Origin of the sequence: Corynebacterium pseudodiphtheriticum DSM 44287 (assembly GCF_000688415.1) — a bacterium.
Taxonomy (GTDB): domain Bacteria; phylum Actinomycetota; class Actinomycetes; order Mycobacteriales; family Mycobacteriaceae; genus Corynebacterium; species Corynebacterium pseudodiphtheriticum.
Genome location: NZ_JIAH01000007.1, coordinates 201,209 through 216,399 on the forward strand (window position 1 = coordinate 201,209; position 15,191 = coordinate 216,399).

The following is a 15,191-nucleotide window of genomic DNA, read 5'->3' on the forward strand; positions in this document are numbered from 1 at the left end:
GCTGGTGCACGGGTATGAACGGTGTCGGTGATTAGTGTGGTGTTTGGCTGCGTACCGTCAGCGAAATGGTGGTCGTGACGCCATTGCGCAAGTTGCCGCACCGGCGAATTTAAACATATATCGGAAAAGGATATTTCTGGTTGGTAACGAGTCAGATCGTGGCGCGAGACCCATTTCAGGCCGGCAGGCAGGCGGAAAACTGTGGTTCCGGTGGCGAGATTTTGGGCCTCAGAATGGGGGGTCATTGGCATAAAAGGCGGGGTGAGACGACTGATTGCCCCAGGTCGGGTATGCCAGTCCCACACTTGGGGGCGTGGGGCCGGAACGAGGTGCTGGGAGGAGAAGCTCACGCGCGTAATCCTTAGTGCTAGACTGAAGCGGTGTCTCCATCATAGACTCAAACAGAAATGCAGTCGGCATCCTTTAAAGTCCGCACAGAGAGGCGGGGAAGGAGGGCACGATGACAGTGGAAGAACCGTCCGCGGGAGTAGCAGAGACAACTGAGTTGTTGAGTGCAGCTGCAATTTCGCGCACGATCGCACGCATCGCGCACCAGATCATTGAGAAAAATGCTATTGGTTCACCGGAATCAGCGCCGGTGCTTTTATTGGGCATCCCATCAGGCGGCCTACCTTTAGCAGAACGTATAGCGGAAAAAATTGACGAATTTTCCGGACAATCTGTTGCCACTGGTGCGTTGGATATTACCCTGTACCGTGACGATCTTCGTTCGAAGCCACATCGTGCACTGAAACCAACTTCTATTCCGCGTGGTGGCATCGATGATGCCATTGTGGTGCTTGTCGACGACGTATTGTTTTCTGGTCGCACGATTCGCGCGGCGCTTGATGCGATGTCGGATATCGGTCGCCCGCGCGCGATTCAGTTAGCTGTTTTAGTTGATCGTGGCCACCGTGAACTTCCGATCCGCGCAGATTTCGTCGGTAAAAATCTGCCAACTGCCCGTTCTGAGGGTATTTCGGTTTTAAACGCAGATATTGACGGTCGAGACGCAGTGATTTTGTCGCGCGGTTCGCGTGCCACACAGGCGCTAGTGACATCTGTCGGCGAGCAGACTAGCCAAGGAGAACAGTAGTGAAACATTTGTTGTCGATCTCGGACTTGAGCGCGGATGAAATTACGGCTTTGCTGGACGAAGCTGAACGGTTTTCGGAAGCCTTGCTCGATCGAGATGTGAAGAAACTTCCCACCTTGCGTGGTCGGACGATTTATACCTTGTTTTATGAAAACTCGACGCGTACTCGTTCTTCGTTCGAAACTGCGGGGAAGTGGATGAGCGCCGATGTGATTAATCTGTCTGCATCCTCGTCATCAGTGTCTAAAGGGGAATCGCTGCGTGATACAGGATTGACATTGGCAGCAATTGGCGCAGATGCGATTATTACCAGGCACCCATCGTCTGGAGCAGCCCAACTACTTGCTAACTGGGTGGATACTGATGGGGCAGGCCCGTCAGTGATTAACGCTGGTGATGGAGCGCATCAGCATCCTACCCAAGCTTTGTTGGATGCGATGACCCTGCGCCAACATCTCGGCGAAATTGCCGGCCGCCGGGTGGTAATCGTTGGAGACTGTTTGCATTCCAGAGTTGTGCGTTCAAACGTTGATTTGCTAGCCACAATGGGCGCGGACGTAGTGTTAGTGGCTCCACAGACTTTGTTGCCGCATGGTGTGGAAAACTGGCCGGTACGCACCAGCCATGATTTTGATGCCGAATTAGTTGAAGCGGATGCTGTCATGATGCTGCGCGTACAAAAAGAACGTATGAACGGTGGGTTTTTCCCATCGCACCGTGAGTACGCTACCTATTACGGACTCTCGAAAGATCGTGCGGCGCTGTTACGCGATGAAGCTATAATCATGCACCCAGGCCCCATGTTGCGTGGCATGGAAATCAACTATGATGTCGCCGATTACCCCAATACCGTCGTATTGGGGCAGGTAAATAACGGTGTGCATATGCGGATGGCGGTGTTATTCACGTTGTTGGCCGGGTCCGGGGTGGCGTAATGCGAGACAGGTTAGACAACATATATAAAGAACAAAAAATGACAGCACACAAACCACATAACACAGGGGAAGCGACGAACATGTCTCACGCACACCATGCCCCGACTCACGGAGAATATCCAGCCACCGGGGAGTTGCGTCCAGCAGCACCGCAATCGCTGTTGTTGCGCAACGTGCGCCCGTACGGAGAGGGCAGCCCAGTCGATGTGCTACTTGCCGACGGTCTCATTCAGGCGATAGAGCCTACCGATTCACCAGCCGCTGCGAAGCTTAATGCAGATGACCAGCGGGATTTGGGTGGCAATATCTTATTACCTGGGCTGGTAGACATGCATGTGCATTTGCGTGAACCGGGCAGGGAAGACACAGAAACTATCGTCACGGGATCCGAGGCGGCGGCACGCGGCGGTTTTACTGCAGTCTTCACCATGGCTAACACACAGCCAGTTACTGATCAGCCGGTGATCGCAGAGTCCGTCTGGTACAAGGGTCAGCAATATGGGGTTTGCGATGTGCATCCCGTGGGGTCGATTTCCCAGGGGCTGGAGGGAAAAAACCTTACAGAGTTTGGCATGCTTGCACGCAGCGCCGCGAAAGTGCGAATGTTCTCTGACGACGGTAAATGCGTCAACGATCCACAATTGATGCGCCGTGCCCTGGAATATGCCAAAGGCTTGAACGTATTGATCGCGCAGCACGCAGAAGACCATCGTATGACCCAAACAGCGGTTGCTCACGAGGGGGCGACTGCCGCGCAGCTTGGATTATCGGGCTGGCCGAGGGTCGCAGAAGAATCGATCGTCGTCCGGGATGCGCTATTAGCACGGGATTACGGAAACCGCGTGCATATTTGCCACGCTTCTACTGCCGGAACCGTTGAGCTTATCCGCTGGTCGAAGCAGAATAATATCCCTATCACCGCGGAAGTCACGCCACATCATTTATTGCTCCATGATGAGAAGCTGCGCACGTATGATGGAATTTTTCGTGTGAATCCTCCGCTACGCGAGGAATCAGACACGATGGCTTTGCGCCAAGCTTTGATTGATGGCGTAATTGACTGTGTGGCAACCGATCACGCACCGCATGGTAGCGAAGACAAATGCGTGGAATTTGAACACGCGAAACCCGGAATGCTCGGATTAGAATCATCTCTGGCTGTCATAGCGCAGATTTTTGTTGAATCAGGAATGGCTGACTGGAGATTTGTCGCGCGGGTCATGTCCGAACGCCCTGCGCAAATTACTCATCTGCCGGATCACGGTCGACCGATCGCAGTGGGAGAACCCGCCAACCTTACGGTGGTAGATCCGGCTCATCCCTGGACGTCGAAAGCCGAGGAATTTGCCTCTAAATCTAGGAATAACCCATATGAGGGTCTCGAATTTGGGGCGAAAGTCACCCACACTATCTTGCGTGGTGGCTTGAGTTTTGAGCTTGCCAAGTCTGCACAACCGGCGAACAAAAAGTAGTCCCACAGGGAATAATTGCATTGAGTACTCGAGAACACGAACACAGCAAGCGAAAGGCAACGACCGTGAATAATCCTGCAGCCAGAAGCTATCCACCGGAGGCAATACCTGCAGTCCTTGTCCTCGGAGACGGCAGTGTATATCCGGGGTTTGGATTCGGCGCAACCGGAAAAAACCTCGGAGAGGCTGTATTTACAACTGCGATGACTGGTTACCAAGAGACGATGACGGATCCGTCGTACCATCGTCAGATTGTGGTGGCCGCGGCTCCGCACATTGGTAATACCGGCTGGAATGAGGAAGATGATGAGTCACATGATGGGCGAATCTGGGTCGCAGGGCTCGTTATTCGTGACCTGGCTCATCGCGTGTCCAATTGGCGTGCGACGAGCTCGTTACCCGAAGTTATGCAAAAGCAGGGAATCATAGGAATTTCGGGTATCGATACGCGCACGTTAGTTCGGCGTCTCCGTAATCATGGCTCCGTGAAGGCCGGAATATTTTCTGGTGCGCAAGCACAACGTCCGCATGCTGAGCTGATTGCAGAAGTTCAGGGGCAGAACGACATGACCGGTGCGGATTTGGCCAGTGAGGTGTCGGTAGATAAAGCCTACACGGTGCCTGCAGAAGGGCAGACCCGTCACCGCGTAGTTGCCTTCGACATGGGTATCAAGACTGCGACGCCGCGCAATTTTGCGCGTCGTGGAATTGAAACTGTCGTGGTTCCGGCGGGTACTAGTTTTGCGGAAGTGCAAGAGCTGCAGCCTGATGGAGTATTTATCTCTAACGGCCCGGGAGATCCGGCCACAGCGGATGAGATGGTGTCTACGCTACGCGAAATTCTGGCTGCAAAAATTCCGTTTTTCGGTATTTGTTTCGGTAATCAGCTGCTTGGGCGAGCGTTGGGTTTAGAGACGTACAAAATGAAGTTTGGGCACCGTGGAATCAATGTTCCAGTGGTGCACCATGAGTCAGGGAAGATCGACATCACCTCGCAAAACCACGGTTTTGCCTTGGCCGCGCCTGGTAATACCAAGACTTTGACTGCTGACAGCCCAGAAACTGATCGAGCGTTTTCCACTGATTTCGGACCGGCGTTAATCACTCATACTTGTCTTAACGATGGCACTGTTGAAGGCGTGGCACTTCGTAGTGGTTTAGCTTATTCGGTTCAATACCACCCAGAGTCAGCTGCGGGGCCACACGATGCCCACCCACTTTTCGATCAATTTCTCGCTCTGCTTGATCAGCACGACCAGGAAAGGAAAGCTTAATTATGCCAAAGCGCCCTGATATTCAACACGTCCTGGTCATTGGATCTGGACCAATTGTTATTGGCCAAGCTTGTGAGTTCGATTATTCGGGTACACAGGCATGCCGGGTTCTGAAGGCTGAGGGCCTACGGGTAACCTTGGTGAATTCAAATCCAGCTACGATTATGACCGATCCGGAGTTTGCTGACGCAACTTACGTTGAACCGATCGAGACTGAGTACATAGAGAAAATCATCGAAAAAGAACGCGCCGGTGGCCATCCGATTGACGCTGTGCTTGCGACACTTGGCGGACAAACTGCGTTGAATGCTGCGATCCAATTAGACCGTGCTGGTGTTCTGGATAAACACGGCATTGAGCTTATCGGTGCTGATATCGATGCGATCGAACGTGGCGAAGATCGTCAGAAGTTTAAAGACATCGTCGAGAAAGTCGGTGGTGAATCAGCACGTTCCGAGGTGTGCTACACGATGGACGAAGTCCATGCGTGCGTCGAGCGGTTAGGGCTTCCGGTCGTAGTGCGTCCATCGTTTACCATGGGCGGCCTTGGTTCAGGGCTTGCTTACACCTACGAGGATTTGGAAAGAATTGCCGGTGGAGGTATCGCTGCATCTCCAGATGCGAATGTTCTCATTGAAGAATCCATATTAGGTTGGAAAGAATTCGAGTTGGAGTTGATGCGCGACGGTGATGATAACGTCGTGGTCATTGCCTCCATCGAAAATGTCGATGCCCTCGGCGTGCACACGGGTGATTCGGTAACGGTAGCGCCTGCCCTGACGCTAACCGACCGTGAATTCCAGAGAATGCGTGATCTGGGTATCGACATTATTCGCGAAGTGGGAGTGGATACCGGCGGATGTAATATCCAGTTTGCGATCAACCCGGACGACGGGCGCATCATTGTTATTGAGATGAACCCGCGAGTGTCGCGCTCGTCAGCTCTGGCATCCAAGGCCACTGGATTTCCGATTGCAAAGCTGGCAGCCAAGCTCGCGATCGGATATTCCTTGGACGAGGTTAGCAATGACATCACGGGGACTACTCCGGCAGCCTTTGAGCCGACTTTGGACTATGTCATCGTAAAAGCACCCCGTTTTGCCTTTGAAAAATTCCCGGGTGCAGATGACACTCTGACGACCACTATGAAATCGGTGGGCGAGGCCATGGGAATTGGTCGTAACTATATCCAAGGCTTGAACAAAGTTATGCGCTCGCTGGAAGCCAAACCGTTTGGCCTTTGGACTGTGCCAGATGAGGTCATCGCTGGCGAGGCAACTGAGGTTTCTGAGATTCTTGATCGCTTGCGGCGCCCAACCGCAGGGCGTATGTACGATGCTGAATTGGCTATTCGTTGGGGTGCCAGCATTGATGCAGTGCACGAAGCTTCCGAAATTGATCCCTGGTTCCTTGCCGAATTAGCGCACCTCGTGGAATTTGGTAATTATCTGCGCACCGCACCGGTCTTAGACGAGCAACTACTCCGGCAGGCGAAAGTTATGGGCCTGTCAGATGCACAGATCGCTGCGCTTCGACCAGAGTTTGCTGGCGAAGACGGCGTGCGTTCATTGCGCTGGAGCCTGGGCATCCGCCCTGTCTACAAGACTGTTGATACCTGCGCTGGAGAATTTGAAGCCCATACGCCGTATCATTATTCGGCCTATGAATATGATCCAAACGCAGAATCAGAGGTTTCTGAGCAGCCTGACAAGGACAAAGTCATAATCTTGGGCTCTGGGCCAAACCGCATCGGTCAGGGAATCGAGTTCGACTATTCATGTGTGCATGCCGCGTTGGAACTGTCGCGTATTGGCTACGAAACCGTAATGGTTAACTGCAACCCTGAGACAGTCTCCACGGACTATGACACGGCTGACCGCCTATATTTTGAACCTCTGACTTTCGAAGATGTCATGGAGGTCTACTACGCTGAATCTCAGTCCGGAAACGTCGCTGGCGTGATCGTGCAGCTCGGCGGACAAACACCACTCGGCCTGGCCGAACGTCTCGCGGCTGCCGGGGTACCAGTGGTGGGAACCAGTCCAGAGGCCATTAATAATGCTGAAGATCGTGGGGTCTTCGGTAAAGTGTTGGCGCAAGCTAAACTGCCAGCACCAGATTTTGGTACTGCGACCACGTATGCTGAAGCGCGCGAAGTCGCTGCGCAGGTCGGCTACCCAGTGCTTGTGCGCCCTTCCTACGTGCTTGGTGGACGCGGCATGGAAATCGTCTATGACGAGGCCAGCCTGGAAAGCTATATTGAACGCGCTACGGAGCTTAGTGAAGACCACCCGGTCCTAGTGGATCGCTTCTTAGATTCGGCGATTGAAATTGATGTTGACGCTCTGTGCGACGGGGAAGAAGTCTATCTTGCTGGCGTGATGGAACACATTGAGGAAGCGGGCATTCACTCCGGTGATTCGTCGTGTGCATTGCCGCCGATGACATTGGGGCCGGAAGATATCGACAAAGTACGTGAATCGACCAAAGCATTGGCGCACGGCATCGGTGTAAAAGGCTTGATAAACGTACAGTTTGCGCTCAAAGATGACATTCTCTACGTCATTGAAGCGAACCCGCGCGCTTCTCGCACAGTTCCGTTTGTTTCGAAAGCTACCGGTGTGCCACTGGCCAAGGCTGCAGCGCGGATTATGCTTGGTGCGACGTTGCAAGACTTACGTGCTGAACGAATGATTCCAACGACTTATGATGGCGGGTCACTCCCATTGGATCACCCAATCGCAGTGAAGGAAGCCGTGATGCCGTTCAAGCGCTTCCGGCGTCCGGATGGTACTCCATTAGATACCTTGCTGTCACCGGAAATGAAATCTACCGGTGAAGTAATGGGCTTGGCAGATAACTTCGGCGCTGCTTATGCCAAAGCGGAAACCGCAGCTTTTGGCTGTCCGCCCCGCCAGGGAACGGTGTTTGTTTCCGTGGCAAACCGGGACAAGCGTACTTTGATCGTTCCTATTCAGCGTCTCGCTTCGCTTGGATTTAACCTCGTAGCGACCGCAGGCACTGCACAGATGCTTCGTCGTAACGGCATTGATTGTGAGATTGCGCATAAGGCGTCGGAAATCCGTGCCGGCAAAGTCGAAGGAAAATCCATCGTTGATCAGATCACTGAAGGCGATATTGATCTGATCCTGAATACCCCGGCTGGCTCTGCTGGTGCCCGCCATGATGGCTATGACATTCGTACTGCAGCAATTTCAGTAGGAATTCCTGCCGTTACCACCGTCCAAGGAATCACCGCAGCGGTGCAGGGAATCGAAGCTCTCCGCGGAGATGAGTTGACCGTCCGTAGCTTGCAGGAACTTAACCATGGCGACTAGTACGCGAGACAATTCTGTTAGTTTTGGCGAACGTCTTCGCGAGCGTGCCGCCGAGCGCGGGCGGCTATGCGTCGGTATTGATCCGCATGCAGGTCTATTACAGGATTGGGGGCTTGCCAACGATATTGCTGGGTTGCGAGAATTCTCCCGGCGTTGTGTCGACGCCTTTGCGGATACTGCATGCGTCGTCAAGCCGCAGGTCGCGTTTTATGAACGCTTCGGTGCTGCAGGTTATGCGGTGCTGGAAGAAACGCTCGACGCGCTACGAGACGCAGGTGCGCTGGTAATTGCGGATGCCAAACGCGGCGATATCGGTTCCACCATGGAAGGATATGCGTTTGCTTGGCTCGATCCGGATTCGCCGTTACACGCTGATGCTGTCACAGTGGCTCCATATCTCGGTTTGGGGGCACTAAAACCAGCAATTGCAGCTGCGGAGCAAAATGGAGCCGGCGTTTTCGTGCTAGCGGCAACTTCGAACCCGGAAGCGGTAGAACTGCAAAGCTTTCAACAAGCAGGCGTCAGTTTAGCGCAGCACGTAGTGGACTATTGCCGGGATTTTAACCAAAACCGTAATGCAGCAGTGCTGGGAGTTGTCGTGGGAGCTACAGTGTCTAGCCCGCTCGATCTGGGCGGATTCAATGGTCCAATACTCATGCCCGGAGTTGGGGCGCAAGGCGGCACTGTGGCTGACATCGCACGGATTACAGCAGATGCGACAGAATGGTCATTTCCTAATGTCTCTCGGAGTGTACTTTCCGCAGGCCCCGATGTTTCTGACCTGCGGAAAGCGGTTCTGAAGGAGGCTAATAATTTTCCTGGGCGTTAATATTCAGTCGTTTGTACCATTTGAATATTCTGCGAGAAAATATCGTGGATGAAGCTGTGGCATGACAGAATTATGCCGTTGTGCCTGGTGCAATATCGCGGATTGCCTGGTTGCGGTGTTAAGATATGCGAAAAGCTGACGTTGTCAGAAACGTGAGTGGCACAAGTGGCTAGTTCACGTCAATTGACCGCGTCTCGGCTCTATAGATCTCGGCTCTATAATTCCTAGTCGGGAGGCAACTGATACAGTTGCCGAAGATAAGAACCATAAACCCACATTGAATCGGAGGAATCCACGTGGCCCTTCCAAAGTTGACTGATGAGCAGCGTAAAGAAGCCCTGGCAAAGGCTGCTGAGGCACGTAAAGCACGCGCTGAGCTCAAAGCCGAACTGAAGCGTGGCGGAACCAATCTAAAAGAAGTTCTGGACAAGGCTGAAACCGATGAGATCATCGGCAAGACCAAGGTTGCGGCTTTGCTGGAAGCTTTGCCTAAGGTTGGTAAGGTCAAGGCACGCGAAATCATGGAGGACCTGGAGATTGCTCAGACTCGTCGCCTTCGCGGCTTGGGTGAGCGCCAGCGTCGTGCATTGCTGGATCGTTTCGGATACTCCGAAAACTAAAGCTAATGACCGGCGTGATACCACGGGGCCGTTTGGTCGTGTTAGCTGGGCCGACGGCCGTTGGAAAATCGACGGTCGTGAAACAACTGCGCACTACCGTTCCAGATCTCTATTTTTCAGTTTCTATGACCACCAGGGCACCGCGTCCTGGAGAGGCTGATGGAGTCGACTATTATTTCGTTAGCCCCGAGCGTTTCCAGGAGACCATTGACAGCGGGAAAATGCTTGAATGGGCAGAGGTACACTCCGGCTTGCAGCGTTCAGGTACACCTGCTCAGCCAGTAACCGAGGCCTTGGAACAAGGCCGCCCTGTGCTTGTAGAGGTGGACCTGGAAGGTGCAAGAAATGTGAAGGCAAAGATGCCGGAAGCAACCACGATATTTTTGGCGCCACCGTCTTGGGAGGTGCTGTGCGAGCGCTTGAGCAACCGGGGTACCGAACCAGACGATGTTGTCCGTCGTCGCTTAGACACAGCTCGTATAGAGTTGGATGCACAGGGCGAATTCGATCACGTTGTGGTTAACGATGATCTAAAACAGGCCGTAGAGTCCATTAGTGAATTCTTGCGCAGTTAGCTCTTGTTTCACCTGGACGGCTAATATATTTTCATACACTCAACGCGAAAAGGGGTTGGTCTCGTAGTGGCTACTGAGTCCACGAAATCTGACAGCGTCTTCGACACACCCGAAGGCATCACTGATCCACCGATCGACGAACTACTGAATAAAGTCTCGTCGAAGTATGCTCTGGTGATCTTTGCTGCGAAGCGCGCACGCCAGATTAATAGTTATTACCAGGAGCAAGACGAGGGCGTATTCGAATTCGTCGGTCCGCTGGTCACCCCAGAGCCAGGCGAAAAACCTCTCTCTTTGTCTTTGCGTGAAATCGAAGAAGGCTTGTTAGATCACGAAGAAGCTCGCTAATTCGCTCCGCTGCAATGAATAACTTTTAGTGTTGTGTAGGCTTCGACGCTTAGCTGGTATCGAGTCTCTGCTTCATTGCTTATTCTATAACCCACTGTCCCCGAGAACGGGGCGGTGGGTTTTCCGCGTGCAACGCCCCTCTGAATTCAAGCTGTTCGCGCACTTAACAGGGAACTCTGGCGTTGGCACAAGCTGTGGGGCGCGTGAGAAACCTGACAATAACTATAAAGTACGCTAGGATTCCACTGTTTGAGAACCCTGGTTCTGATGAGTTGTTGAATGGAGTGATGAATGCTCGAACTGCTGTTTCCCAGCATATTGCATATTGTGGTGTTTAGTGTCGGACTTGGTTTGGCCTTTTGGAAGCTGAATTCTGAATTGAAAAACGCCCAGCACCCCGCCGAGCAGAACGGGGAGGTTGAGAAATAGTGGATACATTCACGATCACTGTAATCCTCTCGTTTATCGGGTTTTTGGTAGTCGGAATTTGGGTTAGTCGGGGAATTAATAATAAAAACGACTACTTTGTTGCGGGTCGCAACGTCGGCGTTTTGTTCATCGTCGGTACGCTCGTGGCTTCCTTTCTGTCGACGGTGGCGCTCATGGGTGAGGCGGGTATGGCCTACGACGGTTTCCCTTGGCCAATCCTATTACTCGGTGTCATGTCCAAAATGGGCTACCTGGCCGGGGTCGTACTGTTTGGTCGTTATCTCCGCGATTCTGACGCATTGACCATCCCGGAATTTTTTGGCAAGCGGTTTAACTCGTCTCGGTTACGGGCTCTAGCTGGGGCTTCAGTGTTAGTGGGTATGGGGCTCTATCTGGTTACCGTTACTCGTGGCCTAGCGGTCGTTATCGAAGCAATTCTGGGGATCGATGGTTTTTGGGCGGTGTTCATAACCTGGGTGGCATTTACGATTTTTACGGTGTTGTCTGGATCCAAGGGCGTAATTATTACCGATACGATGATGTTCTTTTTCTTTATCATCGGAGGCGTGCTGGGGTCGGTAGCGATTTTCCGGGAGGCCGGTGGTGTAAAAGAAACCTTCAACAAACTGGCAGCTGACCCTACGCTGCGCGAAGGCTTGTTGTGGCATGGTCAGGTTGAAGGACCAGGTGAGCGTCTGAACTCGATAGGGGAAGCCCTCATCTATATATTCACCTTTGGTCTGGTGTGGGCCTTTGTCACGGCTGTGAGCCCGTGGCAGGCTTCGCGTTACATGATGGCAAAATCCAGTCACACTGCTATACGGGCGGGTATTGTTACCCTGCTGATAATCCCATCTTTCTATCTTTTCGTCATGTTCGCGGCGTATGCCGTGAATTTGATTAACCCGGAGATTGAACCGAACTCCCAGGTATTCATTTGGGCTGCATACAACATCATGCCGACTGCAATTGGTGTTATTCTTGTCACGGGTATCGTCGCTGCTGGTTTATCTTCAGCATCGACGTTCTTGTCGTTAGTCGGCTTCAGTGCAGCACACGACGTGGGGCCGATGTTCCGCCGTGGTGAAGGTCTCGATGGTGGAGATACAAAGACTGATAATGTGCGCAGTGCTCGTTGGGCAATGTTGATCGTGGGGGCCATCGCGTTGCTGTTGGCCTATATTGCTACCCCGAGCGTGCTCGATATTGGTTATATGGCTGCATCGTTTTTTGCTGCTTCCTGGGGAATTGTGGCCTTCGCCTCTACACAGTCAAAGCGGATTTCCGAAACTGGCGCGTTTTGGGGAATGTTGTTGGGTGGCGTGATTACCTTGATCCTGGAGAGCATCAAGACCTTCGGGGGTGTGGACTGGCCGATGGCATTCCACCCGGTGTTGTTCGGACTTGCGGCAAGTTTGATCGCGGTCATCATTGGATCAATGCTTCGACCAGTCGAGAAAAACTCGTGGCAGTACATTTCGGAGTTAAAGCAGCGCGTAGAGTCGGACGTGACTGTCGCGGAAGTCAAGGTGACTAATCGATACATTTACGTAGCGATCGGCTTTATTGCCATTTTGTTTAGCGCGGTAGGATTTTTCTACGTCCCCATTATGAGCTAGCCCAACCAGCAGGAGGCCAACGTACGATGCCTGGAGATCAAAGCCAGCCACGCAACCTCGTCATCGGGGTATGTGGTGGGATTGCTGCTTATAAGTCTTGTCAGTTGATTCGAGACTTCACCGAAGCAGGTGACCAGGTTCGTGTTATTCCCACCGAATCTGCCTTGCGGTTTGTGGGTAGCGCGACCTTTGAGGCGTTGTCCGGTAACCCTGTTTCTACCACGGTGTTCTCTGAAGTTGATGAAGTCGCCCATGTCCGGCTAGGTCAGGAAGCGGATGGCATCATTATTGCTCCCGCTACCGCAGATTTTTTGGCTCGTGTGGCTCATGGGCGTGCTGATGATTTATTGGCGGCTACCGTGTTGGTGGCGGCTTGTCCAGTGATTATTGCACCGGCTATGCACACAGAAATGTGGGAGAATCCGGCCACGCAAGCTAACGTTGCAACGCTGCGTGAACGGGGGATCGTCGTGGTAAATCCTGCCACCGGTCGTCTGACTGGCAGAGACTCCGGCCCGGGGCGATTGCCGGAACCCAGCCATATCGCTGATATTGCGCGAACTGTTTTTTCCGGTGCCAGCATGAAACAGACGCTTGCGGGGGTTAACGTACTTATTAGCGCAGGTGGAACGCAAGAAATTATTGATCCGGTTCGTTTTATCGGTAACCGCTCTTCTGGAAAACAAGGCTTTGCCTTGGCAGAAATCGCAGTACAGCGGGGAGCTACGGTCACTGTGGTCGCTGCGAATTGTGCCGCCTTGCAAGCTCCTCCCGGGGCCACCGTTATTCCGGTGGAAACAACCCGAGAACTGCAGCAAGAGCTGCACAATCAGGCACCGGAGGCTGACTTAATCATCATGGCTGCAGCGGTGTCGGATTTTCGTCCGGCGAATCCAGCAGAATTCAAAATGAAGAAATCGAATGAGACGGACAGTCCCAGTCTGAACAGAATTGAGATGACGGAAAATCCGGACGTGTTAGCTAGCCTGGTTAAAGCGCGGGCAAACCGCACGTTGGCTCCAGAGACTGTCATCATGGGTTTTGCTGCTGAAACGGGCGACGATACCCAATCGATTCTGACATATGCCCAAGAAAAGCTCGAACGTAAGGGCTGCGACATGCTGATGTGCAATGAAGTCGGTGTTGGCAAAGTTTTCGGGCAATCCACTAACCAGGGCTACCTCCTGGATAAGGACGGCGGGATTAGTGAGATCGCTGCGGCGACGAAGCATATGGTGGCTGCCCAGATTTTGGATAAATTGGCATTGCGCCTGTAGACAGCTTTGTCTATAGTAATCTATACTAAGTGGTATTCAGGCGTGGTTTTCTGAAGTAGTTATCTGCGCCACACAAGCTGTTTTGGACAGCATGAATAAGCAATGTACGTCGTTTTCTCTGCTCATTAAGGATTTTTTGTGGCTGCACCAGTTCGCGCAAGCGCCTCGGGCCTGCGTCTGTTTACTTCAGAATCTGTGACAGAAGGTCACCCCGACAAGATTTGCGATGCAATATCGGACAGCATATTGGACGCTCTCCTGGCTAAGGATCAACATGCACGCGTGGCAGTGGAAACACTAGTGACTACCGGGCAAGTTCATGTCGCTGGTGAAGTGCGTACCAAGAGTTACGTAGAGATCCCGCAATTAGTTCGGAAAACCCTTGTCGATATTGGTTTTACCAGTTCAGATGTTGGTTTTGATGGTCGTACTTGTGGCGTGAATATTGCCATTGGTGAGCAGTCTCAGGAAATTGGGGATGGAGTCGATCGCTCACACGAAGCGCGTTCGGGATTGCAGCTTGACGACGATGATCTCGCTGGTGCCGGTGACCAAGGGCTCATGTTCGGCTATGCAACGAATGAGACTGCAGAGTTTATGCCGTTGCCAATCGCACTCGCGCACCGGTTGTCTCGTCGACTCACGGAGGTGCGGAAGCAAGGAATTGTTCCGCACTTGCGCCCGGACGGTAAAACTCAGGCGACGTTTGCGTATTCCGGTGATCGTCCATCGCACATTGACACTATCGTGATTTCTACGCAACACGATCCGGAAGTTACGCAGGAATGGTTGGAAGAGCAGCTCCGCACGCACGTCATCGAATACGTTATTGCTGAAGCTGGTCTGCAGAATTTCTATACCGACGATGTTACGCTGCTTATTAATCCCTCCGGTTCCTTCATCCTGGGCGGTCCTATGGGCGATGCAGGCCTGACCGGACGCAAGATTATTGTTGACACTTATGGTGGCATGGCGCGTCACGGCGGAGGAGCCTTTTCCGGGAAAGATCCGTCGAAGGTAGATCGTTCCGCAGCCTACGCGATGCGTTGGGTCGCTAAAAATATTGTGGCTGCGGGTCTGGCTGACCGTGCAGAAGTACAGGTCGCATATGCTATCGGGCGAGCGAATCCTGTGGGACTCTATGTCGAAACCTTTGGCACTGCGCACCATGGGTTGGACGATGAATCAATTCAAGCTGCCGTCGCGAAGACTTTTGACCTTCGCCCTGCGGTTATTATTCGTGAGTTAGATCTATTGCGTCCGATTTACCGTCCTACCGCTGCTTACGGCCATTTCGGTCGCACAGATTTGAATCTGCCATGGGAACAGACGAACCGTGTTGAGCAGTTACGGGCTGCCGCGGGGGTATCCTAGCTCTT

Annotated in this window: 13 protein-coding genes; all 13 read left to right on the plus strand. The window is 52.8% G+C overall.

Features of this window, described 5'->3' with window-relative positions; all coding sequences use genetic code 11:
* The first annotated feature begins 460 nt into the window (after nucleotides 1–460).
* The 13 genes from pyrR (at nucleotide 461) to metK (ending at nucleotide 15,186) form a co-directional block, all read left to right on the plus strand.
* The gene (gene pyrR / locus O146_RS11270; protein WP_023019421.1) at nucleotides 461–1,096 is read left to right on the plus strand and encodes a bifunctional pyr operon transcriptional regulator/uracil phosphoribosyltransferase PyrR; all 636 of its coding nucleotides are present in this window, start codon (nucleotides 461–463) and stop codon (nucleotides 1,094–1,096) included.
* The gene (locus O146_RS0105885; RefSeq protein ID WP_021352527.1) at nucleotides 1,096–2,031 is read left to right on the plus strand and encodes an aspartate carbamoyltransferase catalytic subunit; all 936 of its coding nucleotides are present in this window, start codon (nucleotides 1,096–1,098) and stop codon (nucleotides 2,029–2,031) included. The genes pyrR and O146_RS0105885 overlap by 1 nt, the downstream gene beginning before the upstream one ends.
* 80 nt (nucleotides 2,032–2,111) lie before the next feature.
* Nucleotides 2,112–3,503 carry a dihydroorotase gene (locus O146_RS0105890; RefSeq protein WP_051619285.1) on the plus strand — a complete coding sequence of 464 codons (1,392 nt, stop codon included), beginning with the start codon at nucleotides 2,112–2,114 and terminating at the stop codon, nucleotides 3,501–3,503.
* Between the two features lie 65 nt (nucleotides 3,504–3,568).
* A complete protein-coding gene (carA, locus tag O146_RS0105895) occupies nucleotides 3,569–4,777 on the plus strand; it encodes a glutamine-hydrolyzing carbamoyl-phosphate synthase small subunit (RefSeq protein WP_023019423.1) in 1,209 nt (402 codons plus the stop codon).
* 2 nt (nucleotides 4,778–4,779) lie between these two features.
* Entirely contained in the window at nucleotides 4,780–8,115 is a 3,336-nt protein-coding gene (gene carB, locus O146_RS0105900; RefSeq protein WP_021352523.1) for a carbamoyl-phosphate synthase large subunit, read from the plus strand.
* Nucleotides 8,105–8,944, plus strand: a complete 840-nt coding sequence (gene pyrF / locus O146_RS0105905; protein ID WP_023019424.1) for an orotidine-5'-phosphate decarboxylase — start codon at nucleotides 8,105–8,107, stop codon at nucleotides 8,942–8,944. Before carB ends, pyrF begins: the two co-directional genes overlap by 11 nt.
* 296 nt (nucleotides 8,945–9,240) lie before the next feature.
* Complete coding sequence (gene mihF / locus O146_RS0105910; RefSeq protein ID WP_021352521.1) at nucleotides 9,241–9,564, plus strand: integration host factor, actinobacterial type; 324 nt, start codon at nucleotides 9,241–9,243, stop codon at nucleotides 9,562–9,564.
* Nucleotides 9,565–9,569: 5 nt separating this feature from the next.
* Nucleotides 9,570–10,139 (plus strand): guanylate kinase, encoded by a 570-nt coding sequence (gmk, locus tag O146_RS0105915; RefSeq protein WP_021352520.1) that lies wholly within the window; start codon nucleotides 9,570–9,572, stop codon nucleotides 10,137–10,139.
* A gap of 66 nt (nucleotides 10,140–10,205) precedes the next feature.
* Complete coding sequence (gene rpoZ, locus O146_RS0105920; protein ID WP_023019425.1) at nucleotides 10,206–10,487, plus strand: DNA-directed RNA polymerase subunit omega; 282 nt, start codon at nucleotides 10,206–10,208, stop codon at nucleotides 10,485–10,487.
* 291 nt (nucleotides 10,488–10,778) lie between these two features.
* Nucleotides 10,779–10,916, plus strand: coding sequence for a hypothetical protein (locus O146_RS12610; protein ID WP_021353980.1), 138 nt, complete (start codon nucleotides 10,779–10,781; stop codon nucleotides 10,914–10,916).
* Nucleotides 10,916–12,535, plus strand: a complete 1,620-nt coding sequence (locus tag O146_RS11275) for a sodium:solute symporter family protein (RefSeq protein ID WP_023019426.1) — start codon at nucleotides 10,916–10,918, stop codon at nucleotides 12,533–12,535. Before O146_RS12610 ends, O146_RS11275 begins: the two co-directional genes overlap by 1 nt.
* 26 nt (nucleotides 12,536–12,561) lie before the next feature.
* Nucleotides 12,562–13,812, plus strand: a complete 1,251-nt coding sequence (gene coaBC / locus O146_RS0105935; RefSeq protein WP_023019427.1) for a bifunctional phosphopantothenoylcysteine decarboxylase/phosphopantothenate--cysteine ligase CoaBC — start codon at nucleotides 12,562–12,564, stop codon at nucleotides 13,810–13,812.
* Nucleotides 13,813–13,950: 138 nt separating this feature from the next.
* On the plus strand, nucleotides 13,951–15,186 hold the full coding sequence (gene metK, locus O146_RS0105940) for a methionine adenosyltransferase (protein ID WP_021353976.1): 1,236 nt from the start codon (nucleotides 13,951–13,953) through the stop codon (nucleotides 15,184–15,186).
* Nucleotides 15,187–15,191 lie beyond the last annotated feature (5 nt).

Bases quoted from the DNA above. Each gene is read 5' to 3' on its own strand.
- pyrF (WP_023019424.1), top strand. From the start codon at position 8,105: ATGGCGACTAGTACGCGAGACAATTCTGTTAGTTTTGGCGAACGTCTT.
- O146_RS0105890 (WP_051619285.1), top strand. From the start codon at position 2,112: ATGTCTCACGCACACCATGCCCCGACTCACGGAGAATATCCAGCCACC.
- O146_RS12610 (WP_021353980.1), top strand. From the start codon at position 10,779: ATGCTCGAACTGCTGTTTCCCAGCATATTGCATATTGTGGTGTTTAGT.
- carB (WP_021352523.1), top strand. From the start codon at position 4,780: ATGCCAAAGCGCCCTGATATTCAACACGTCCTGGTCATTGGATCTGGA.
- gmk (WP_021352520.1), top strand. From the start codon at position 9,570: ATGACCGGCGTGATACCACGGGGCCGTTTGGTCGTGTTAGCTGGGCCG.
- pyrR (WP_023019421.1), top strand. From the start codon at position 461: ATGACAGTGGAAGAACCGTCCGCGGGAGTAGCAGAGACAACTGAGTTG.
- coaBC (WP_023019427.1), top strand. From the start codon at position 12,562: ATGCCTGGAGATCAAAGCCAGCCACGCAACCTCGTCATCGGGGTATGT.